Raw genomic sequence first — 21,084 nt, 5'->3', positions numbered from 1 at the left:
GTTTCTGAGTTCAACGTATCTTAATTAGACCAGACCCAGTGCTACCAGGCGCTCGGCATTTTCAACCGTGTTCCAGGCAGCTCCCTTCAACAGATTGTCAGCTACAACCCACATGTTGAAGGCACCCTTGTTTTCATAATCAGGACGAATCCGACCAACAAACGTTTCCCGCTTGCCAACCGCATTGATTGGCTGTGGGTAGATCTGATGAGCAATGTCATCTTCCAAAACGTTGCCAGGGAAGTCAGCCACAACCCGCATAATATCTTGAGCCGTAGCCGATTCATCCTCAACCGTAAAGTAGACGCTTTCGCCGTGTGCGATCGGAACCGGTACCCGGACACAAGTAGCCGTAACCTTAATGTCTTGTGAGTTCATGTCGCCAAGCATGATCTTCTTGGTTTCATGAATCATCTTCCATTCTTCGTGTGAGTAGCCGGATTCCTCCAAAACGTCAATCTGTGGCAACAGGTTGAAAGCCAGTGGATAGTGCTTCTTGTCGCCTTTAGTTGGCAGAATATGAGCATCTGCCTGCATGTCCTTGCCATCCAAAAAGTCTTGGGCTTCTTGATACATTTCGTTTAAAGCGGATTGACCAGCACCAGAGGCTGCCTGATAAGTGGAAACCACGATCTGCTTTAAGCCGAAGTTGCGGCGAACTGGTTCCAAAGCCATTACCATTTGAATCGTGGAACAGTTAGGATTGGCCACGATGCCATGGTGACCCTTCAAAGCTGCTTCGTTGACTTCTGGTACGACCAACGGCACATCCGGCTCCATCCGAAAGGCACTGGTGTTGTCAACACAGACCGCCCCGCGCTTAACGGCTTCTGGCAAGAACTTTTTGGAAACCGATCCGCCAGCTGAGGACAATACAATGTCGACACCATCAAATGATTCCGGAGTGGTTTCTTCAACAGTTACCGGCTGGCCCTTAAACTGCAGGGTCTTACCGGCTGATTTCTTGGATGCCAACAGCTTAACGTGCTTGACAGGAATCGTGGACTGGGCTAATTGTTCAATCATCCGCGTGCCAACCGCCCCCGTGGCACCCAGAATTGCGACATTGTATTGCTTACTCATATTAGAATCGCTCCTTTAGTTCTTTGCGTTAACCTTTTCAATAAATGGCTTCATGCGTTCCATGGCCGTGTGCAGATCCTCATCAGAAGCCGCGTATGACAGCCGAACCCAGCCAGCACCACCAGCACCAAATGCGTTGCCTGGCGTTACGCCGACTTGAGCCTCCTTGGCCAGATCCAAGGCGAACTGCATGTCGTCCGTACCATAGCTGGCTGGAATCTTAGCGAAGATGTAGAACGCGCCTTGTGGTGGAACCGTTTCGATGCCCATGTCGTTTAAGGACTTCAAAACATAGTCCCGCCGTTTTTGGTAGATGGCCCGGGCCTTGACCGGATCTTCTTCCCCGTTGTTGTAGGCTTCAATAGCCGCAGCCTGCGTTGAGTCGGTAATTGAGGTTACCAAGAATGAGTGCAGCTTGGTAATGTTGTCAATGGCTTCTTTAGGACCGGCAAAGTAACCCATTCGGTAGCCGGTCATGGCATGTGACTTAGACAAACCAGAGATAAAGATCGTCCGGTCTGGCAGCAATGTAGCCATCGAGGTGTGCTCAACGCCGTAGACCAGGTCACTGTAGATTTCATCGGCAAAAACGTACAGATGATGATCCGCAATCACCTTGGCCAAACCTTCCAGCACGTCGCGTGGGTATTCGCGACCGGTTGGGTTGACTGGGTAGTTGAGCAAAACCGCCTTAACGGCAGGACCTTCTTTTTTCAAAACGTTTTCCAACAGCTCTGGCGTCAAGACGAAATCGTCCTCAGAAACGTCAACCTGCACTGGCGTCCCACCTGCCAGAGAAACCAGCGGGAAGTACAGTGAAAAGGCCGGCGTTGGAATAATCACCTTGTCGCCTTCATTGATCAGAGAAAAGATCGTTGCTGCCAGGGCCTCGGTCGCACCAACCGTAGCAACGATTTCCGTTTCTGGATCATAGTGCACGCCGCGTGTCCGTTCCAGATAGCCGCTGATGGCTTCACGCAGCTCAATCTTGCCGCGGTTGGACGTGTAGTGCGAGTCGTTGTCAACGATGCTTTGCACGGCTGCCTGCTTAACGTGTTCAGGAACGTTAAGATCAGGTTCGCCAATCGTCAGCTTAACGATGCCTGGAATCTTGGACACGTGAGCATCAAAAGAGCGGATTCCAGATGGTGAGATTGCGGCCACGCGTGGGTTGACCGTTTCATTAAGATCTTTTGCTAGAGTTGGCATAAACAAATTTCCCCTTTACATCAAAGAATATTTTCCAAACCGACAACCAGTTCATTCAGCGACGCAACCTTTTGCAAGGCTACCTTAACGCCGCTCATAAACGAGCCCCGATCAAATGAATCCTGACGAATGGTCAATGCCTCGCCCATGCCGCCAAACAGCACCTGCTCATGGGCAATGTAGCCAGGCAGCCGAACGGAATGAATCCGAATACCTTGATAGTCGCCACCACGGACGTTGGCCAGCGTTTCAACCTCGTCTGGATTGCTTTGGTGCGGCTTGCGATTTTGGGCGATCATCTTAGCCGTACTCAAAGCTGTTCCGGATGGTGCATCTTTTTTATCAGCATGGTGCATTTCGATTACTTCCACGTCTGGGAAATACTTGGCAGCCTCCTTGGCAAACTTCATCAGCAATACGGCCGACATACCAAAGTTTGGTGCAATCAAGCCACCCAGCTGATTGGCTTTAGCAAGGTTCTTTAACTCAGCTTCTTGCTCATCAGTCAGTCCTGTCGTGCCGACGATTGGCCGCATGCCGTGACTCAATGCGAACTTGACGTTTTCGTAAACCGCGCTGGGCACGGTAAAGTCAATCCAGACATCAGCTACTTGATCGGGAATCGCTACTAAGTCATTAAAAATCTGTACGTCATCATTTAGATTGTAGCGTTCCGGATCGTCACGGTCGACTTGTGGCGAAAACGCGGCAACGATTTGAAAATCCGTCATGCCATTGACCAGATCAACGGCCTTTTGTCCCATTGCACCAGCAAACCCAGCGATCAGTACACTAGTCATCAACATCACCCTTTCCAAGATCTAATGGCAATTCATGAAACAGCGCGTCTTCAGGCAAAGACAGTGCCTTAGCCAGCGCCTGCTTCTCATCGTCATTCAAAGTAGCGATTGGCAGACGGCAGCCACCCACGCCAAAGCCTTGTGCGTTCAAGACTGCCTTGACCGGCGATGGCGATGGATACATAAACAGCGCAGCCATCCTTGGCGTCAGCCAACGCTGCAGACGGGCGGCAGCCTGCCAATTACCATTATACAATTGATCATACATTTCCCGCATCTGGGCACAATAATTATGCGAGGCAACCGAGATTACACCATTAGCTCCTAAAACGCGGGCCGTCAATGCTTGAGCGTCCTCACCGGTAAAGACTTGGAAATCCTCATCCTTGTGATCGATCACGTACTGCATTTCTTCTAACGAGGCGCATTGCTTAACGGCCTTGATGTTTTCATGATGTGAAAGCTCCACGATCGTTTCGGCGGCCATCTTAACGCCGGTTCGGCCAGGAATGTTATAGATCACGATTGGCAACTTGGACTGATCTGCTACCGCCGTAAAGTGGGCAATCATGCCACGCTGATTAGGCTTGTTGTATGGCGGTACCACGACCAGCGCATAGTCAATGCCTTCGATCTCAGCTACTTCATTGGTGAAGGCAATCGTTTCGGCAGTATTGTTGCTGCCAGTGCCGGCAATTACCGGAACGCGGCCATCAATGATCTTAGCAAACTCACGATACAGAGCGAGCTTTTCGTCATGGCTGAGCGTTGGCGTCTCACCAGTCGTACCGCCAATGACAAAACCATTGCTGCCCTGTTCGATCAAATGGTTGGTCAGCTTGGCCAAACTGGCAAAGTCCAATTCATTTTGTTCATTAAATGGTGTTACGATGGCAGTTAACAAATCAGCATCTTGTAAATTCATAGTTAAATCCCCCTAGTTTTGCATACGATAGTTCAAAAATCCGGTAATAGCATCCACGCCCCGTTTAATAGCGCGTTCATCCGGTTTTAAGGTTGCCGAATGCAACTGTGAGTCATCTTCAACTCCCAGCCAAAACATGGTGCCGGGAAACTTGGCCAGCAGATAGCCAAAGTCTTCACCGGTCATGGCTGGCGCAGTTTCGATAAATTCAACGCCAGCAGCCTGTTTCATATATTCAATAAAGCGTTTGGTCAGTTCGGGATTGTTTTCAACGGGCCAGTAGCCACCTTGATTCAACTGCAGGTCAACTTCAACGTTAAAACTTTTGGCAATTCCTTCACAGACGTCTTTTAAACGCTGATCGATCTTCAAAATCATTTCCTGCGTCAGGCCGCGAATCGTGCCTTCCAGATGGGCATGACCGGCAATCACGTTGCGAATCGTACCGGCTTGTACCTTGCCCAGCGTGATCACGCCGCTTTGAATCGGATCAATGCTGCGTGAAATGATCGTCTGAACCTGCATGATCAAAGACGCCATCGCCACGACCGTATCATTGGCATCCTGTGGGAAGGCCGCGTGACCGCCTTTACCGGTAATATCAATGTTGACTTCAGTCGTGCCAGCAAACAGCGTCCCCATGCGGCAGCCAATCGCTCCGGCCGGCAGATCCGGGTTGTCGTGCAAACCATAAAATTCATCAGGCTTCCACTTGCCTTCAAACAGCCCTTGTTCATAGGCCAGCTTACCGCCATTTTCGCTTTCCTCCGCCGGCTGAAAGAAAAACAGCAGATTGTCTTTAGGCTGATGCTCGCTAAACCAGCTTAAGACACCCAAAGCAACCGTCATGTGGATATCGTGGCCACAGGCATGCATAACGCCCGGATGCTTGGAAGCAAACGGCAATCCCGTTTTTTCCTCAACCGGCAAGGCATCAATATCGGTTCGATAGCCGATCGTTCTGGTTGGCTGACTGCCGTGCACTAAAACCATCAATGCAGTCGGCAGTTTTTCCGGTTGGCGAATTTCCAGATGAGTCTGGTCTAACCCTCTGATCGTATCCAATAAGTAGTCATGCGTCTGAAATTCTTTAAGTGCCAATTCCGGAATCTGGTGCAGATCGCGACGAATCTTGATTAATTGTGCTTCATTTAATTCGGTCATTGTTCATCACAGCTTCCGCAGATCTTCTTCCAGACCGGTCTTTGATTCGGTCTTGTCGTCAACGTTTTTGATGAACTTGGCTGGCACGCCGGCTACAACCGTATGTGGCGCAACGTCTTGGGTTACGACGGCACCGGCAGCAATGACGGCCCCTTCCCCAACATGCACGCCTTCGATCACAACGGCATTGGCACCAATCAAAACGTTGTCATCGATTCGGACCGGTTCAGCTGATGCAGGTTCGATCACACCAGCCAAGACAGCTCCCGCACCGACGTGACAGTGCTTGCCAACGATGGCCCGGCCACCAAGCACGGCTCCCATGTCGATCATGGAATCGGCACCGATTTCAGCACCAATGTTGATGATTGCGCCCATCATGATAACGGCATTGTCGCCAATCAGTACTTGGTCGCGAATCAAGGCGCCCGGTTCGATCCGAGCATTGATCCCCTTGAGATCCAGCAATGGTACCGCCGAGTTGCGCGCATCGTTTTCCACGCGGTAGTCTTCGATTTGGGCTGCATTGGCATCCAAAAATGGCTTAACATCGGCCCAGTCGCCAAACAAAACGCCGGTATGGGCTTCTAAGAAACTTTGAATCGTTTCAGGAACGTTTAAAGCTGTCAGATTACCCTTAACGAATACTTTTACGGGCGTCTTTTTAGGGGCATTGCCAATGTAGTTGATGATACTTTGTGCGTCTAATTGTGCCATTTAGATTAACTCCAATCTTTTTTCTACTATATTATTAATATCTATTTAGGCTTGTGGGTAGGAACGGTCAAGATGAACCAGATCATCAAGCGATTCGCGTTCAATTACCAGGTGAGCCTGACCATTTTCAGCAAAGACCACTGCCGGCCGCGGATTACGGTTATAATTAGAAGCCATCGCATATCCATAGGCTCCCGTATCCAGCATTGCCAAAACATCGCCTGGCTTGGTTTTTGGCAATGGCTGATGCTGACTCAAGATATCGCCGGATTCACAATACTTCCCGGCTAAGCGAACCGTTTCTTCGTTTTCAGCCTGTGGATCAGCTGCCAGAACCGTTTCATACTCGGCTTCATACAATGCTGGACGAATATTGTCACCCATCCCGCCATCGATCATGACATATGGCATCAAACCAGGAACGTCTTTACGCGAACCGACCGTGTAAAGATTATAGCCGGCCGGACCAGCGATTGAGCGACCTGGTTCGATCCAAACCGCGGGCATCTTTAAGTTCAGCTTTTGGGTTTCTTCCTTAATAGTTTCGATGATTGCTGCTACAAAATCTTCCGGTTTTAATGGATGATCAGCACTGACATAGCGAATCCCGAAACCACCACCAACATTGACGATTTCTGGCTCATAGCCAAACTTGTCACGCCAGTGAGCTGCAATCTCAACCAGTTTGGCAGCCGCCATCTGAAAGCCATTTAATTCAAAAATCTGCGAGCCGATGTGAGCATGCAGTCCCTTCATATTCATCCGTGGACTGGCCAGAATCTTTTGCAAGGCTTCATCAGCCTGACCCGATTGCAGATCAAAGCCAAACTTGCTGTCGACCTGACCAGTTTGAATATACTTATTCGTATGTGCGGAAATCCCCGGTGTGATCCGCATCATAACGTCGATTGACTGATCACGGCTGGCCAGTACTTCATTAAGCAGCTCAATTTCATGGAAGTTGTCGATCACGATCATGCCGACATGGTGATCAACGGCCATTTCCAATTCGGCCCGCGATTTGTTGTTGCCATGAAAAGATACGTTTTCCATTGGGAAGTTGGCTTTGATTGCCGTATAGAGCTCACCGGCCGAAACCACATCGACATGACCGCCTTCATGAGCTACAACCTGGTACATGGCAATCGCGGCAAACGCCTTGCTGGCATAGCTGACCGCGTAGTCAACCTGACGCTGCTCAAACACCTTTTTAAAAGCACGAATCTGGCGACGAATCTGGGCCACGTCGTAAACTACCAGCGGCGTGCCATATTCCTTGGCTAGTTCGAGCGAGTCAACGCCGCCAATGGTCAAATGACCTGCGGCATTGATCTGATCCGGTGCAATCTGAGAATTCATAATCTAAAACCTCCGTTGTTTTGACGGGGAAAACGCTAAGAAAAAATCCATTGTTCGTGCGCGCACAAACAACGGATCCCATTTTCAAAAAGCCACCCACTGCGGCTGTTGTCAAATTTAATCTGATTGGTCGATAGCGCTCCGCGAAGTTTTTCTCCGCGACAGTCCGTGACTTGTTCAGCCACGCCCCAGCAATCAGGCTGCGACCCAGTCTGAAAGCTTCGGCAGTCGTCCCTTTCCCGTACGATCAATGTCTGGTCTGCGACTAACATACGGTACTAATGTTGACTGCGCCTCTTCGATTTACTAGTAAGTCTATAATTAAGTTTCATAATCGTCAAGACAATTCTAATAATTTTTCTCATTTATTTTTTCTACTATGATTTGTAAAACGTTTATGCTATCAGAATTCAAAAAAGCAGGCTTGCAAGGATGCCAATAAATGTTAGAATCCTATTAAATTAATTCGCGTTCTTTAGACTATTTTCAACGCACAAAGGAGTCTGTAATATGAAAGTTGTAAAGTTCGGTGGCACGTCATTAGCTACGGGTGCCGCCGTTAAGCAGGCATTGAACATCATCACGGCTGACCCAGCTCGTCAAATCATTGTGGTTTCGGCTCCTGGTAAACGACACGATGGCGATATCAAAGTAACCGACCTTTTGATTCGCTATGCCAATGAAACGATCAATGGCGAAGACACCGCTAAAACCGTTCAAGAAATTTTTGAACGCTATGAAGCAATCGGTCACTTTTTTGATTTGCCGGATGAAAAGCTTAAGGTCATCAAAGAGCTGCTGGCTGACCTACCCAAAAAGGAATACCCTAATGATGAATACCTTATGGCGGCTTTCAAGGCTCATGGCGAGCGACTCAATGCTCGTTTGATTGCTATGGTAATGAATCATTTGGGCATCAAGGCACGGTTCGTTGATCCAACTGAAGCCGGCATTATGGTTACCGGGGCTCCCAACGATGCAATCGTCAATCCTGAAACTTACCGCAACCTGGCCAATTTCAAGTATGAAGTCTACGATCGGCTGGTCTTTCCAGGATTTTTCGGCATCACGCCTTCCGGTCATATCGCAACGTTCTCACGGGGCGGCTCCGATATTACCGGCGCGATCCTGGCTCGTGGATTCCATGCTCGGCTGTATGAGAACTTTACCGATGTGGATGCAATCTTTTCGGCCAATCCAAATGTCGTTGACAATCCTGAACCAATCCGGACGATGACTTATCGTGAAATGCGTGAACTTTCCTATGCCGGCTTTTCGGTTTTCCATGACGAGGCCTTGATTCCCGCCATTCAAGGGCAGATTCCCATTAACGTCAAAAACACACATGCACCAGAAAAGCCTGGTACCATGATCGTTCCTGAAAAAGGATTCAAACCGGAAAACATCATCACTGGGGTCGCTTCGGGCAAGCATTTTTCGGCACTTTATCTGCACAAGTATCTCTTAAACAAAGAAGCCGGCTTCACCCTGCGCATTCTGGATATTCTGGAAAAGCACAACGTTCCTTATGAGCACATGCCATCTGGGATCGATGATATTTCGATTATCTTTGACAAAAAGTTTTTGAATGATCAATTGATTGACGTTTTGTGCGATGAGATTCAAAATAAGATCAATCCCGATCGTCTGGAATGGATTGACGACTACTCCATTACCATGATCGTCGGTGAAGGAATGCGTGATCGCGTTGGCGCTGCTGCCGGCATTTTGCAGCCATTAGCCGATGCCCACATCTCGCTGCAGATGATCAACCAAGGGGCCTCTCAGATCTCAATCATGCTGGGGACCAAGCGAGCAGATGCTGATAAAGCCGTTCAGGTCATCTATCACCAATTCTTCGCAAACTAATTAGACAAAGAGGTATTTTTATGACAGAGCTACTAAAGGTTCACGGATCGCAAAATCAGTTCTTTATCCTGGATCAGACAACGCTGGAACAACCACTCACCGATGCTGAGCTACAGACACTTGCTCCTAGAATCACCAATCCCCAGACTGGCCTTTTAGGCGGCGCGGATGGCATCCTGGTTGTCAATCAGCCAACTAAAGCCGGAGCCCTGGCACAAATGCGTGTCATCAACGCCGATGGCAGCGAGGCATCTATGTGCGGTAATGGGCTGCGTACCGTGGCCCGCTATCTGGCAGAAAAATTTGATCAAGACGAGTTCCAGGTTGATACGCGCGATGCCAACCTGCTTGTTCGGCGCCAGCCTGATTTTGCGCCGGGCGTACCTGCTTTTGCCGTTGAGATCTCACCCGTCCGCTTTAACAAAGAAGCCTTGCCGTTTGACAATCTGGGCCATGAACGGCTGCTTGATACGCTGGTTCCCGAGTTTATTCCTGGACTGCGTTTTACCAGCATCGCGGTTCCTAATCCACATCTGATCAGTTTTGTTTCAGCCGCTGAATTGTCCGATAACGTTTTAGGCGTCTTAGGTGAACGACTGAATGGTCAAAACCCATATTTCCCTGATGGCGTCAACGTAAACTTTGCCCAGATTCTGAATGAAAACGAGCTATTCGTACGGACGTTTGAACGCGGCGTCGGCTTTACCAATGCCTGCGGGACCGGGATGTCAGCAACCTCATTGGCCTTCGCGCTGACACATCCTGAACTGGCGCATTTCGACGTGCCAATGACCATCTACAACCCTGGCGGCATGGTCAAGACCATCGTTCACCATCAAGCTGATCACTACTGGATTGAACTGGTCGGCAATGCCACCTTCACGCATCATGTTACGGTTGCCGAAGCCGCGCTGCATCAAGCAAGCTTTGCGGATGCTCAAACCAGCGCAACTGGTGAAGAAACGGCTTATGAAAAGTTTGTTGCGGATTTACCGCACGTTAACGATCTACAAATTGGAAAATAAGCATTGACAACGAACATTAATATTGTTTACACTTAGTTTATCAATTATTATTCAACCTTTAATCTGGTCCCGTGAGGCCTCCAAGGATGTTCGTTAAAATAAAATCTTCGCCCTTTTTAGGGAGGACATTATTTGCATCGTCACTGGTCTCACTTGGCCAGTGACGATTTTTTTCTTTGGGGGTAACACCATGCAAAACGACAATGATCAGATTACCAGCATCGCGATGCATCAACGCAAGACCTCAACCTGGGATATGTTTGCGACCTGGGTTGGCGCCAATGCCAACAATGGCACGTGGTTCGTTGGCGGGGTTTTGGCAGCTTGCGGCTTTTCAGTCGCCATGAACGTGCTAGTTCTGTCATCGGCACTTTCCTACGTCTTTTTGAGTCTAATTGGCTACATTGGCTATCAGACCGGCGTATCAACCATGGCCGTCAGCCGAGCCTCATTTGGGGTTCGCGGCAGCTATCTGCCATCTTTAGTCAACCTGACGCAGTTTATTGGCTGGACGGCCGTCAATACGTTTATCGCGGCCCAATCCGTCAGTCTGCTTTTAAACGATCTGCTTGGCTGGCCAGTCTGGGGGAAGCCAGGCGGTTGGAAAGGCATCGTTGCCGGGATCGTCGTCATGAGCATTTTACACATCATCAGTATCGCCAGCGGTTCGCGTTCCGTACAGATGATTGAGCGCTTGGGAATCATCTTGGTTTTGATCTTTGTCATCTGGGAATCGGTAGTCGTATTAAAGACCGTGCCATTCTCACACATTGTTTCTTGGAAGGTGCCAGCCAGCGCTAAAATGGCAACTGGGGCCGCTGTTGACTACGTTGCCGCCTTCAACCTGGCTTGGGTAACCGCTGGGGCGGACTTTACCCGTTTCACGCCAAAAAAGCACAACTCCACGCTGACGCCGTTTTTCGGTGCCATGGTCGGTGTGATCTGGTTTGCCTTTATCGGTCTGATCTCAACCATCAGTATCGCCATTACCTCTGGTGCCTATAATGCCAACAACTCCGATCCAAGTACCATCGCCAGTCAATTAGGGCTGGGGGTCGTAGCCCTTTTGGTTATCATCTTAACTTCGATGACTGCCAATGCCGTTAACCTCTTGGCAGCCGGTTCGGCACTTTCCAATATCTTTACCAAAATCAAACTGAAGTACTCACTTTGGATCGTTGCCATCGTTGCTACCATTGTTACGTTTATTCCAATGATTATCGGTAGTTTTCTTGACACGTTTACCGCTTTCTTGGATTATGTAGGTATGGTACTGGGACCAATCATTGCCATTATCTGTACCGACTTTTACCTGCGCTGCCACAAGAAATACGATGTCACTCAGCTGGCCAAGAAAAACGGCAGCTACTGGTATTCCCACGGGATCAACTGGTCAGCCGTGGCTACCTGGGTCATCGGCACGGTACTGTTCTTGATTCTGCACAACGTTGCTGCCCTCAAGAACACGATCGGGGCAACGTTCTTGGTTATGTTGATCAGTGGTGCCATTTATTATGTCTTAATGCTTATGTTTAATCGAAAGGTCGCGTAATCTATGCTGATTAAAAACGTTCATGTAGACAATCAAAAAAATGCTGTTGACGTCCGGATTGAAGACGGCAAGTTTAAAGAAATCAAGGTCGGTCTAATTGCTAACCCTGGCGAAGAAGTCATCGATGGCCAAGGCAAGGTATTATTGCCGCCATTTATCGACTCGCATGTTCACTTGGATGCCACGCTGACAGCCGGTCAGCCTGAATGGAACGAAACGGGAACCTTGTTTGACGGGATTCGTATCTGGTCGGAGCGTAAAAAGGACCTGACGATTCAAGACGTCAAAGAACGGGCCAAAAAGACGCTGCTCAACATGGTAAGTCATGGGATTCAACACGTCCGCAGCCACGTTGACGTTACTGATCCTCACCTGATTGCTTTGCAGGCACTTTTGGAATTAAAGCATGAGATGCAAGACGTTGTTGATCTGCAGCTGGTCGCTTTCCCTCAAGAAGGCATCCTCTCTTACCCACACGGTAAAAAGCTGATGAAGCAGGCCGTTAAAGAAGGTGCCGATGTCGTTGGTGGCATTCCGCACTTTGAATTTACGACCGAATATGGCTGGAAATCAGTCAAGTTCCTAGTCAAGCTAGCCGAAAAATACAACAAGCTGGTTGACGTTCACTGTGATGAGATTGACGATCCTGCCTCCCGCAATCTGGAAGTATTAGCAACGATGGCCTACAAAACCGGTCTTACCGATATGGTCACCGCCAGCCACACCACGGCCATGGGATCATATAACGATGCTTACACCTACAAGCTGTTCCGCTTATTAAAGATGTCAAACATCAACTTTGTCTCCAATCCATTGGTCAACATGCACCTGGGCGGCCGTTTTGACACCTATCCAAAGCGCCGTGGACTGACACGGATCAAGGAACTGGATGCAGCCAACATCAACGTCTCATTTGGTGAAGATGACATTCAAGATCCATGGAATCCGCTTGGCAATGGCAACATGCTCGATTCGGTCTCAATGGGTGTTTATGCTGCTCACTTGATGGGCTACAGCCAGCTGCAGGACTCATTTAAGTTTGTGACCTACAACGCTGCCAAGACTCTGCACATTGCTGATCAATATGGTATCAAAGAAGGCCTTGATGCCAACTGTATCCTGTTAAACGCTGAAGACTTCTACAACGCCTTAAACAAGCATGTCGAAGTCCTCTACAATATTCGTCATGGCAAGGTACTGGCTAAGACGACGCCTGCCGAGACGACGCTTAACCTGCCAGACAGTTTGAAATAAGACTTACAAACACTAAATAACCCGCCATCCAAGCTTTCGGACGGCGGGTTTTATATTGGAAATGGGTGTGATGTTATTGATTGGCTGCTTAGCCTGTCAGCACGAAGCTTTCACCGATCATTTTCATTATGGTATCATCACTCAACCGATCATCTAACACCACTGAGATCCAGTAGCGATGATTCATATGGTACGCTGGAAAAACGCTTTTGGCATCAATTGGCAACGAATTGCTCTTTAAGTTGATCACATCAACAAATTGTTCATCATTATCCTTGGTCAATAGACTGCGCTTAATATTCATGATCAATCCAAACCACTTGCCTGAATCAAGATGACGAAAAACGCCGTTATCTTGATTCTGTTTAGAATGCCAAGGAAAATCCGGTTTCACGTGGTACTTTTGCTTGATCAATTCTGTAATTGTTTGATAAGCGGGACTGTTCAGTAGTTCTCGCAGAATATGACCGCCAACTTCACCCGTAGCGCCTAAAAGAATTGTAGTTTGATTAGACATGAATTTTTTCTTTTATAGTTAGATTTGATGATTTCATTTTAGATAAAATCATCCTGTTTCTGAACATCTTTACGCGTCATCGTCTAATCAATTCATGCCAATTTGCAAAAAAATCCCCACTTCAATTTTGAAGCAGGGAATCGATCTTCATCAATTCGACCTGATAAAGATCCTTTATAACTCGGATTATTCCAAGAAGTCCTTTAATTGCTTGGAACGTGATGGGTGGCGCAGCTTACGCAAAGCTTTGGCCTCGATTTGACGAATCCGTTCCCGCGTAACGCCAAAGACCTTACCGACTTCTTCCAGCGTGCGCGTCCGGCCATCATCAAGACCAAAACGCAGCCGTAAGACATTTTCTTCACGGTCAGTCAGCGTATCCAGTACGTTTTCCAGCTGTTTTTTCATCATTTCATAAGCAGCATGGTCAGCCGGACTGGTAGCATCCTGGTCTTCGATAAAGTCACCCAGGTGCGAGTCGTCCTCTTCACCGATTGGCGTTTCCAAAGAGACCGGTTCTTGCGCAATCTTGAGAATTTCACGTACCTTCTTGGTTGGCATGTCCATTTCGGCACCGATTTCTTCTGGTAATGGTTCCCGGCCAAGATCCTGCAGCAGTTGACGCTGAATCCGGATCAGCTTGTTGATGGTTTCAACCATGTGTACCGGAATCCGAATCGTCCGCGCCTGGTCGGCAATGGCCCGCGTAATGGCCTGACGAATCCACCAGGTAGCGTAGGTCGAGAACTTGAATCCTTTCCGATAGTCGAACTTTTCAACGGCCTTCATCAGCCCCATGTTCCCTTCTTGAATCAGATCCAAGAACTGCATGCCACGCCCTACGTAGCGCTTGGCAATGGAAACTACCAGACGCAGGTTGGCTTCGGCCAGTTCCTGTTTAGCCTGCTCGTCGCCTTTTTCGATGCGCTGAGCCAGGGCAATTTCTTCATCAGCCGTCAACAGGTTGACCCGACCAATTTCTTTTAAGTACATCCGCACCGGATCATTGATCTTGACGTTGGTTGGCGCTGACGTGTCCTTTAAGGCTTTATTGGACAGTTTTTCCGTTGCCTTGAGCGCACGTGGATCCGGATCACCCTTTTCGTCAACGACGCTGATTCCGGCATCTTCAACGTTTTGCAGCAGATTGTCCATCCCCTGGGCATTTAAGCCAAACGGAGTCGCGATCTGGTCAGTCAAGTCATCGTACTGAATTTCCTTGGCCTTCTTGTAGCTTCTGATCAGCTTGCCGACAGCTTTGTCGTATTCAGTTTGATCAAAGTCGGCTTTGTTGGAAATTACCATGTCTTTCTTTTTGCTGTTTGCCATTATTAACTGGTCTCCTCCGTTTTTAATCGTTGCTTTTGGCCATAAAGCTCAATCAGCTCTACAGTCAACTGGGTGATTAGTTCTTGATTGCTCCGTGCCTTGGCTTCCTGCAGCGACAGTTTAACCTGAGCAATCTTTTGTGTTAAGGGTGTTTTTTGCATAATGATGCGCAGACAGTCATCAATTGCTTCTGGCGACAGCGCCGCTTGCGCATCTAGTCCATCTAACTGCGTTAACGTTGCTTTAAGGGCCGGATCATCAACATAGTCCAAAAAGCTGGCCAATTCGTATTCATCATGCTCAGTAAAATAATTCAATGCCAACTGGTACAGATGACGATACTGGTCATGAATAAAGTCAAAATCAGGCATAGCCTTCAGCTGAGCTCTGACGCCATAATCATGCAGCACGGCCACCAATAACAGGCGTTCGGCTCGTTCCGTTTGATCAAGCGCCAATGACTGCTGTTCGCTGGCCGTCAGCACAACGGCCTGTGGTGCTGGTTGGGCCGTAGCCTGGTGTTTTTTTCGATTATAGCGGCCATAACGCTGACCTTGGCTGCCATTAAACTGTCGCCGTCCTGGTATGACCGCTGAATCATCAGACCACTGTTCCCCTGGTGGTGTTGGATTTGGCACAGCAACTGGCGGCTGTTTTTTCACTTGCACGGCCAGCTGCTGCTGCAGGTTTTGTGGGCTGAGTTGAAATTCCTTGGCCAATTGCTGAATATACACATCGCGGGCTACTGGGTCGCTAACCTTGGCAATTACGCCAATAGCTGCATTCAGATAGCTCAACAGCTCAGCCTGATTGCTCAGATTCAGCCCTTGCCTTAGATAGCGCAGTCGAAATGCCGTTGGCGTCTCTTCGGTATTCTTGAGATATTCCCGAAACCGCGCCCCACCATTTTGCTGGATGTATTCATCCGGGTCCTGCCCGGTTGGCAATTGAACGACCCGCAGCCTAAGCTGATTGGCAACCGGGCTGGCCTCGATCAGCTTTAGGGCCCGTTCAATGGCGTTTTGTCCTGGGGCATCGCCATCATAGCAAATGTCCAGCTGATTGGTGGTCTTGACGATCATTGACAGCTGCTCATCAGTCAGGCTGGTCCCCATTGAGGCAATTCCATTTGAAACCCCGGCTCCATATGCCGAGATCACGTCCATGTAGCCTTCAAAAAGCAACAGTTTCCCATTCTCTCTGGCTGCCTTCTTGGCAAGATCAAAATTAAAGATCAGACGCCGCTTGTTGAAGATCGGTGTCTCTGGACTGTTGAGATACTTAGGTGAATCAGCACTCTTTTGCAGCAATCGTCCCGAAAAGGCAACCGGTCTTCCCTGACCATCCTTTAGTGGGAACATGACACGATCAAAAAAGCGATCATGCAGGCTGCCATCCCGATTCTCAGTAAACAATCCCGAGCGTCGCAGCAGCTGATAGTCGTGGCCCTCTTTTTCCAAAACGACCTTTAGGACTTCTTCTTTGGGTGCATATCCAAGGTTGAATTGGTCAATCAGTTCCTGGGTCAGCCCCCGTTTTTTGAGATAGCGCCGCGCGGGTTCACCAGCTGGCGTATTCATCAAAATATGGTGATAGAGTCGCATTGCCGTTTGATGCAGCTTGATCAACTGGCTTTGCTGCGAGTCAGGTGCTTGACTTTGCCGCGCCTCGTCATTAGCCTGAAAATCACTTGGCAAAGTCACGCTGCCAAGTTTGGCCACCTGCTCGACAGCTTGCGGAAACGATAGGTGATGCAGCTCCATCAAAAAATCAAAAACCGATCCTGATCGATGACAGCTAAAGCAATAAAAGAACTGCTTTTGCTCGCTGACTGAAAACGATGGCGTATTGTCCTCGTGAAACGGACAGTGCCCAACCAGATTCTTTCCCTGCCGCTGCAGCTGCACGTCTTGGCTGATGACATCAGCAATATCAACGGACTGCCGCACCTGGTCAATCAGTTCCTGTGAAAGTCGCGCCATTCGTTCACCCCATTTCTCACGAATAGTAGCAAAAGGTCGCCTCCATTAGGAATGCGACCTTCGACGACTCTAGGCAGTATTTGACACACTACCTAATATACCTATTTAATATGATACCACAAGTCTTTGACAAAACAATTTATTTGCCAGATAAACCAAAACTATTTAACGATCAGCTTATCCAGGTTGCCCAGTACGTAGACGTCATCAGCCAGCTGTTTCAATAGTGCCAGCCGGTTGTTGCGGATGTCTTCGTCCTTGTCCATAATCATGTTTTCTTCGAAGTAGCTGGTGATTACCGGTGCCATGGCCCGCAGATCGGCAAAGTTTTGCTCCAGAGTCTGGTCAGCCCACTTTTCGTTCAATCCGTTGACCCGATCAAACAGCTGCTTTTCAGATGGGTTCTGGAACTTGGCTGGATCAATAGTTGGTACGCCATCCTTGAAGTCGGCTTTTTTGGCAATCCGCAGCACCCGCGTCAAGGCTTCAATATCTTCTTTAAAGCCTTCGTCATCCTTGTGTGCATCAATGGTTTCAGCTGCAGCCAAGACATTGGCAACGTCTTCGGATTTAGTATCAACAACGGCATCGATCACGTCATAGCGCAGATCCTGCGTGTTGAAGAATTGCTTGAGCCGGTCCAAGAAGAAGGCGTGTACTTGGTCAGCATTGTGCTGAACGTCAAATGATGGCGTCAATTCCTTAGCAGCCAGGGCAGCGGCAAATTCGTCAGCCATTCCCATCACCGGCAGATGCCAGCCGCGTGCAGCAATGATCCGCACAATCCCGTATGCTTGACGGCGCAGTGCATATGGGTCGTTGGAGCCGCTTGGAATCATATCAACGGCAAAGAAGCTGATGATGCTGTCGAGCTTGTCGGCAATGGCCAGTACGGCACCAATCTTGCTTTCTGGCAGATCACCTTCAGCTGAGATTGGCATGTAGTGTTCCTTGATGGCTGCTGCTACATCGGCTTTTTCGCCCAGCAGCTTGGCGTAGATCTCACCCATGATCCCTTGCAGCTCAGAGAATTCACCAACCATTTGCGTAGTCAGGTCAAACTTGTAGATGTGAGCGGCCCGATCTAAATCGGCCAGCTCTGCATCATTAAAGTTCAGCTTTTGGCCAAGCAGTTGAGCCAATACTGCCGTGCGTGCCATCTTATCGTACATTGAGCTGATCTTGTCATGGAAGCTGACCTTCTTTAAGCGTTCCACGTATTGATCGATCGTAATCTTTTGGTCCTCTTCATAAAAGAACTTGGCATCTTCCAAACGTGGTACCAGCACCCGTTCGTTACCCTTGATCACGTTTTCCAGGTATTCGCTGTTACCATTGCGGACCGCAATAAAGTGTGGCAAAAGCTTGCCTTCATGATCACGTACGCAGAAGAAGCGCTGGTTGTCTTTCATGGAGGTAATCAGAACCTCTTCAGGCAGCACCAGGTACTTTTCGTCAAACGAACCGGCAAATGAGGTTGGCCATTCAACCAGATTGTTGACTTCTTCCAGCAGTTCTTCATCCCAGTCGATAACCCAGTCGTTTTCAGCCAGGATCTGGTCAATTTGCGACTTGATCAAAGCCTTGCGCTGCTTTTGGTTGGCAATGACAAAATCATCATGCAAAGCGGCTTCGTAGTCCTCGGCATTCTTGATCTCGATATCGTGGCCCAAGAAACGGTGACCCCGCGTCTCGCGGTCAGCGATAACGTCCAGGATGGCAAATGGCACGACCTCGTCATCCAAAAGCGATACCAGCCAGCGAATTGGCCGTACGAACTGCAGCGAGTGGTGGCCCCACTTCATCATGGTTGGGAAGTTCATGGATTCGATGACATTCTTTAAGCCCGGCAGCACTTGGTCTACCGGCTTACCGGCAACATGCTTTTCAACGTAGACATATTCGACGCCCTTGATTTCTTTAAACTCAATGTCATCAACGCTGACGCCTTGACCACGCGTAAAGCCGATTGCCGCCTTGGTCCAGTTGCCATCAGCGTCTTGGGCGATCTTTTTGGCCGGGCCCTTTACGGATTCGTTGACATCGGGCTGTTTGTCGGCCAGGCCGGAAATCAGCAGGGCCAAGCGACGCGGCGTGGCAAATTCCTGAATCTTTTCAAAGTCAATGCGCTGTTCCTTCAAGTATTGGGCTACGCGCTCATGCAGTTGCTTGATGCTTGGCGTTACGACATGCGCAGGCATTTCTTCAAGCCCAATTTCCAACAGATATGAATGTGCCATTTACTTGTCCTCCTTCTTAGCCTTGGCAGCCTGCTTAGCTGCCCGTGCCGCTGCTTTTTCCGCCAGCTTGGTGTACTTTTCAACCGTTGCCTGACGCTCTTTTTCATCGTGAATCAATGGGAAGCCCAGCTTACGACGTTCTTCAACAAACGCCTTGGCAATCGACTTGGCCATGATCCGGATCCGGTGTAGATAGCCGGCCCGCTCGGTAACGGAAACTGCCCCGCGCGCATCCAACAGATTAAACGTGTGGCTGCACTTCAAAACGTAATCGTACGCTGGGTGTACCAGACCAAGCTTGATCAAGCGTTTGGCTTCTGCTTCATAGTCGTTGAATTCTTGGAGCAGCATGTCTTGGTTGCTTTCTTCAAAACTGTACTTGGAGTGCTCGTATTCAGGTTCTTTAAAGATATCACCGTACTTAACGCCGTCTGCCCATTCCAGATCATAGACGCTGTCAACGTTTTGGATGTATTCAGCTAATCGTTCCAGACCATAAGTAACTTCGGCTGCTACTGGATCCATCTGCAGTTCACCAACCACTTGGAAGTAGGTAAACTGCGTAACTTCCATTCCATCAAGCCAGATTTCCCAACCAACGCCGGCACAGCCCATTGAAGGGTTTTCCCAGTTGTCTTCAACAAAACGGATATCATGTTCCAATGGCTCAATGCCCAGCTGCTTTAAACTGCCTAAATAAAGCTCTTGAATATTGTCTGGTGATGGCTTCATTAAAACCTGGAACTGGTGGTGCTGGTAAAGCCGGTTCGGGTTTTCACCATAACGTCCATCGGCAGGCCGCCGTGATGGCTCAACGTAGGCTACGTTCCATGGTTCAGGACCGATTGCCCGCAAGAAGGTATATGGGCTCATCGTCCCGGCACCCTTTTCGTTGTCGTAGGCCTGCATCAGCATGCAACCTTGATCGGTCCAATACTTTTCAAGAGTAAAAATGATCTCTTGAACGGTGAGTTTCTTTGACATAATCTGACTCCTTTCAACGTAAAAAGTCCCCACAATGGCCAGTTGGACTGGTCATTGCAGGGACGAAGTTAATTCGCGGTTCCACCCTGCTTTTCTGCATCTTAAATACAGAACAGCTTAATTAAGCGACTGTTAAAGTGCCACGCTGCCCGATCGTTATCATGGCTTTCACCATCCCATGATCGCTTTGGTTCGACAGTAGACAGCGACTCTTTGTCATCGTCGATTAGATTTAAATTTAGTTGCCTCTTTATCATAGACAACTGCTTTGGACTTGTCAATTTTCAGAGCGAAGATTTTTCAATTGATTTTCCCAGGTCGCCATTTGATCAATGAATCGCTTGCTCTTTAAATGCAGACCTAGCTCATCGTCATAGATACGATCCAGCGTATAGCGCAGGCGCTTTTTGACGCTTTGATCAACCTGAATCCGATTGATCTGTGCCAGATTCAAGCCGGCAAACAGCTGCAGGTAGCCAACCGTCCGGCGATCCAGATGAAACCTTCGCTCATCTAAATTCCAATGCCGACTGCACAGCATCCCCCCATTGGCTTCGGAAAAATCCAGGGGCCGATCATTTTGACCACAGACCGTGCAGCGATCCCAGGTCTGAGCCGCTCCCAACAGCGGTAAAAACTGGACTTCCAAGACATTGGCCACGATTTGCGGATCTTGCCCCTTGTCGATTAGATTAAGCGCCGATTCAACCTGATGAAACCAGCCGCCAATTGAGCGTCCTTCTTCAAAAGTCGCATCGACCAGCTCCAAAATGTAAGTTGCATAGGCGCTGCGCAGGGGATCTTCGCCCAGATGCACGTACTGGCGCGTATCGCGAGCCGCGCTCAAATAGCTCAGCGACCCGTCATCAGCCAGCCAGCCGGTATACTGACCATGGGTAAATGGCAAAATATCGCTGGTAATCTTGGCATGGGAGCGATTGCCGCCCCGCACGAAAAACATCATTGGTCCGCGCTTATCGGTTAAAAACTTGACCAGCAGATCACGTTCCTTGTATGGTCGCCGATACATAACGATACCGGCAAAGGACGTGTTTTCCCGCGCCATGGTCTCAGC

Annotated in this window: 17 protein-coding genes and 1 riboswitch; of the genes, 4 read left to right on the top strand and 13 right to left on the bottom strand. The window is 48.9% G+C overall.

The features are described from left to right. Positions 1 to 24: 24 nt before the first annotated feature. From HF864_RS02265 to lysA, 7 genes are read right to left on the bottom strand one after another with little or no spacing between them, the layout of a single operon-like run. Entirely contained in the window at positions 25 to 1,083 is a 1,059-nt protein-coding gene (locus tag HF864_RS02265) for an aspartate-semialdehyde dehydrogenase (RefSeq protein ID WP_169461500.1), read from the bottom strand. A gap of 15 nt (positions 1,084 to 1,098) precedes the next feature. Continuing rightward, on the bottom strand, positions 1,099 to 2,292 hold the full coding sequence (locus tag HF864_RS02260; protein ID WP_169461499.1) for an aminotransferase class I/II-fold pyridoxal phosphate-dependent enzyme: 1,194 nt from the start codon (positions 2,290 to 2,292) through the stop codon (positions 1,099 to 1,101). A 20-nt stretch (positions 2,293 to 2,312) separates the two neighbouring features. Beyond that, entirely contained in the window at positions 2,313 to 3,095 is a 783-nt protein-coding gene (dapB, locus tag HF864_RS02255) for a 4-hydroxy-tetrahydrodipicolinate reductase (RefSeq protein WP_169461498.1), read from the bottom strand. Next, complete coding sequence (gene dapA, locus HF864_RS02250) at positions 3,085 to 4,017, bottom strand: 4-hydroxy-tetrahydrodipicolinate synthase (protein WP_169461497.1); 933 nt, start codon at positions 4,015 to 4,017, stop codon at positions 3,085 to 3,087. Before dapA ends, dapB begins: the two co-directional genes overlap by 11 nt. 12 nt (positions 4,018 to 4,029) lie before the next feature. Further along, positions 4,030 to 5,181 carry an N-acetyldiaminopimelate deacetylase gene (locus HF864_RS02245; protein WP_169461496.1) on the bottom strand — a complete coding sequence of 384 codons (1,152 nt, stop codon included), beginning with the start codon at positions 5,179 to 5,181 and terminating at the stop codon, positions 4,030 to 4,032. Between the two features lie 6 nt (positions 5,182 to 5,187). After that, entirely contained in the window at positions 5,188 to 5,898 is a 711-nt protein-coding gene (gene dapD, locus HF864_RS02240) for a 2,3,4,5-tetrahydropyridine-2,6-dicarboxylate N-acetyltransferase (RefSeq protein ID WP_169461495.1), read from the bottom strand. Positions 5,899 to 5,943: 45 nt separating this feature from the next. Then, positions 5,944 to 7,257: a diaminopimelate decarboxylase gene (gene lysA / locus HF864_RS02235; RefSeq protein WP_169461494.1), complete on the bottom strand. Its 1,314-nt coding sequence runs from the start codon at positions 7,255 to 7,257 to the stop codon at positions 5,944 to 5,946. Between the two features lie 126 nt (positions 7,258 to 7,383). Next, a riboswitch (Lysine riboswitch) is annotated at positions 7,384 to 7,563 on the bottom strand. 204 nt (positions 7,564 to 7,767) lie between these two features. On the opposite strand from lysA, the gene HF864_RS02230 reads away from it, so the two are divergent. From HF864_RS02230 to codA, 4 genes are all read left to right on the top strand, one after another. Next, positions 7,768 to 9,126 carry an aspartate kinase gene (locus HF864_RS02230; protein WP_169461493.1) on the top strand — a complete coding sequence of 453 codons (1,359 nt, stop codon included), beginning with the start codon at positions 7,768 to 7,770 and terminating at the stop codon, positions 9,124 to 9,126. Between the two features lie 20 nt (positions 9,127 to 9,146). After that, on the top strand, positions 9,147 to 10,151 hold the full coding sequence (gene dapF, locus HF864_RS02225; RefSeq protein WP_169461492.1) for a diaminopimelate epimerase: 1,005 nt from the start codon (positions 9,147 to 9,149) through the stop codon (positions 10,149 to 10,151). 190 nt (positions 10,152 to 10,341) lie between these two features. Beyond that, positions 10,342 to 11,703, top strand: coding sequence for a cytosine permease (locus tag HF864_RS02220; RefSeq protein ID WP_169461491.1), 1,362 nt, complete (start codon positions 10,342 to 10,344; stop codon positions 11,701 to 11,703). 3 nt (positions 11,704 to 11,706) lie between these two features. Continuing rightward, positions 11,707 to 12,957: a cytosine deaminase gene (gene codA, locus HF864_RS02215; RefSeq protein WP_169461490.1), complete on the top strand. Its 1,251-nt coding sequence runs from the start codon at positions 11,707 to 11,709 to the stop codon at positions 12,955 to 12,957. 88 nt (positions 12,958 to 13,045) lie between these two features. Here the strand turns inward: codA and HF864_RS02210 are convergent, their stop codons facing one another. From HF864_RS02210 to recO, 6 genes are all read right to left on the bottom strand, one after another. Next, positions 13,046 to 13,474, bottom strand: coding sequence for an MmcQ/YjbR family DNA-binding protein (locus tag HF864_RS02210; RefSeq protein ID WP_169461489.1), 429 nt, complete (start codon positions 13,472 to 13,474; stop codon positions 13,046 to 13,048). Positions 13,475 to 13,660: 186 nt separating this feature from the next. Beyond that, positions 13,661 to 14,803: an RNA polymerase sigma factor RpoD gene (rpoD, locus tag HF864_RS02205; RefSeq protein WP_169461488.1), complete on the bottom strand. Its 1,143-nt coding sequence runs from the start codon at positions 14,801 to 14,803 to the stop codon at positions 13,661 to 13,663. 2 nt (positions 14,804 to 14,805) lie between these two features. Beyond that, positions 14,806 to 16,785 carry a DNA primase gene (dnaG, locus tag HF864_RS02200; RefSeq protein WP_169461487.1) on the bottom strand — a complete coding sequence of 660 codons (1,980 nt, stop codon included), beginning with the start codon at positions 16,783 to 16,785 and terminating at the stop codon, positions 14,806 to 14,808. A gap of 161 nt (positions 16,786 to 16,946) precedes the next feature. Continuing rightward, positions 16,947 to 19,025, bottom strand: a complete 2,079-nt coding sequence (gene glyS, locus HF864_RS02195; protein ID WP_169461486.1) for a glycine--tRNA ligase subunit beta — start codon at positions 19,023 to 19,025, stop codon at positions 16,947 to 16,949. After that, positions 19,026 to 20,009 carry a glycine--tRNA ligase subunit alpha gene (gene glyQ, locus HF864_RS02190; protein ID WP_169461485.1) on the bottom strand — a complete coding sequence of 328 codons (984 nt, stop codon included), beginning with the start codon at positions 20,007 to 20,009 and terminating at the stop codon, positions 19,026 to 19,028. Positions 20,010 to 20,286: 277 nt separating this feature from the next. Next, positions 20,287 to 21,075, bottom strand: coding sequence for a DNA repair protein RecO (gene recO, locus HF864_RS02185; RefSeq protein ID WP_169461484.1), 789 nt, complete (start codon positions 21,073 to 21,075; stop codon positions 20,287 to 20,289). Positions 21,076 to 21,084 lie beyond the last annotated feature (9 nt).

Origin of the sequence: Lactobacillus sp. MRS-253-APC-2B, assembly GCF_012843675.1 — a bacterium.
GTDB classification, from domain to species: Bacteria; Bacillota; Bacilli; order Lactobacillales; family Lactobacillaceae; genus Limosilactobacillus; species Limosilactobacillus pulli.
Note: the sequence above shows the minus strand (reverse complement) of the source record. Positions and strands in the feature narration are given on the sequence as shown.

Bases quoted from the DNA above. Each gene is read 5' to 3' on its own strand.
- dnaG (WP_169461487.1), bottom strand. From the start codon at position 16,785: ATGGCGCGACTTTCACAGGAACTGATTGACCAGGTGCGGCAGTCCGTT.
- rpoD (WP_169461488.1), bottom strand. From the start codon at position 14,803: ATGGCAAACAGCAAAAAGAAAGACATGGTAATTTCCAACAAAGCCGAC.
- codA (WP_169461490.1), top strand. From the start codon at position 11,707: ATGCTGATTAAAAACGTTCATGTAGACAATCAAAAAAATGCTGTTGAC.
- HF864_RS02245 (WP_169461496.1), bottom strand. From the start codon at position 5,181: ATGACCGAATTAAATGAAGCACAATTAATCAAGATTCGTCGCGATCTG.
- recO (WP_169461484.1), bottom strand. From the start codon at position 21,075: ATGGCGCGGGAAAACACGTCCTTTGCCGGTATCGTTATGTATCGGCGA.
- dapA (WP_169461497.1), bottom strand. From the start codon at position 4,017: ATGAATTTACAAGATGCTGATTTGTTAACTGCCATCGTAACACCATTT.
- HF864_RS02220 (WP_169461491.1), top strand. From the start codon at position 10,342: ATGCAAAACGACAATGATCAGATTACCAGCATCGCGATGCATCAACGC.
- HF864_RS02260 (WP_169461499.1), bottom strand. From the start codon at position 2,292: ATGCCAACTCTAGCAAAAGATCTTAATGAAACGGTCAACCCACGCGTG.
- dapF (WP_169461492.1), top strand. From the start codon at position 9,147: ATGACAGAGCTACTAAAGGTTCACGGATCGCAAAATCAGTTCTTTATC.
- HF864_RS02265 (WP_169461500.1), bottom strand. From the start codon at position 1,083: ATGAGTAAGCAATACAATGTCGCAATTCTGGGTGCCACGGGGGCGGTT.
- glyS (WP_169461486.1), bottom strand. From the start codon at position 19,025: ATGGCACATTCATATCTGTTGGAAATTGGGCTTGAAGAAATGCCTGCG.
- lysA (WP_169461494.1), bottom strand. From the start codon at position 7,257: ATGAATTCTCAGATTGCACCGGATCAGATCAATGCCGCAGGTCATTTG.
- HF864_RS02210 (WP_169461489.1), bottom strand. From the start codon at position 13,474: ATGTCTAATCAAACTACAATTCTTTTAGGCGCTACGGGTGAAGTTGGC.
- HF864_RS02230 (WP_169461493.1), top strand. From the start codon at position 7,768: ATGAAAGTTGTAAAGTTCGGTGGCACGTCATTAGCTACGGGTGCCGCC.
- glyQ (WP_169461485.1), bottom strand. From the start codon at position 20,009: ATGTCAAAGAAACTCACCGTTCAAGAGATCATTTTTACTCTTGAAAAG.
- dapD (WP_169461495.1), bottom strand. From the start codon at position 5,898: ATGGCACAATTAGACGCACAAAGTATCATCAACTACATTGGCAATGCC.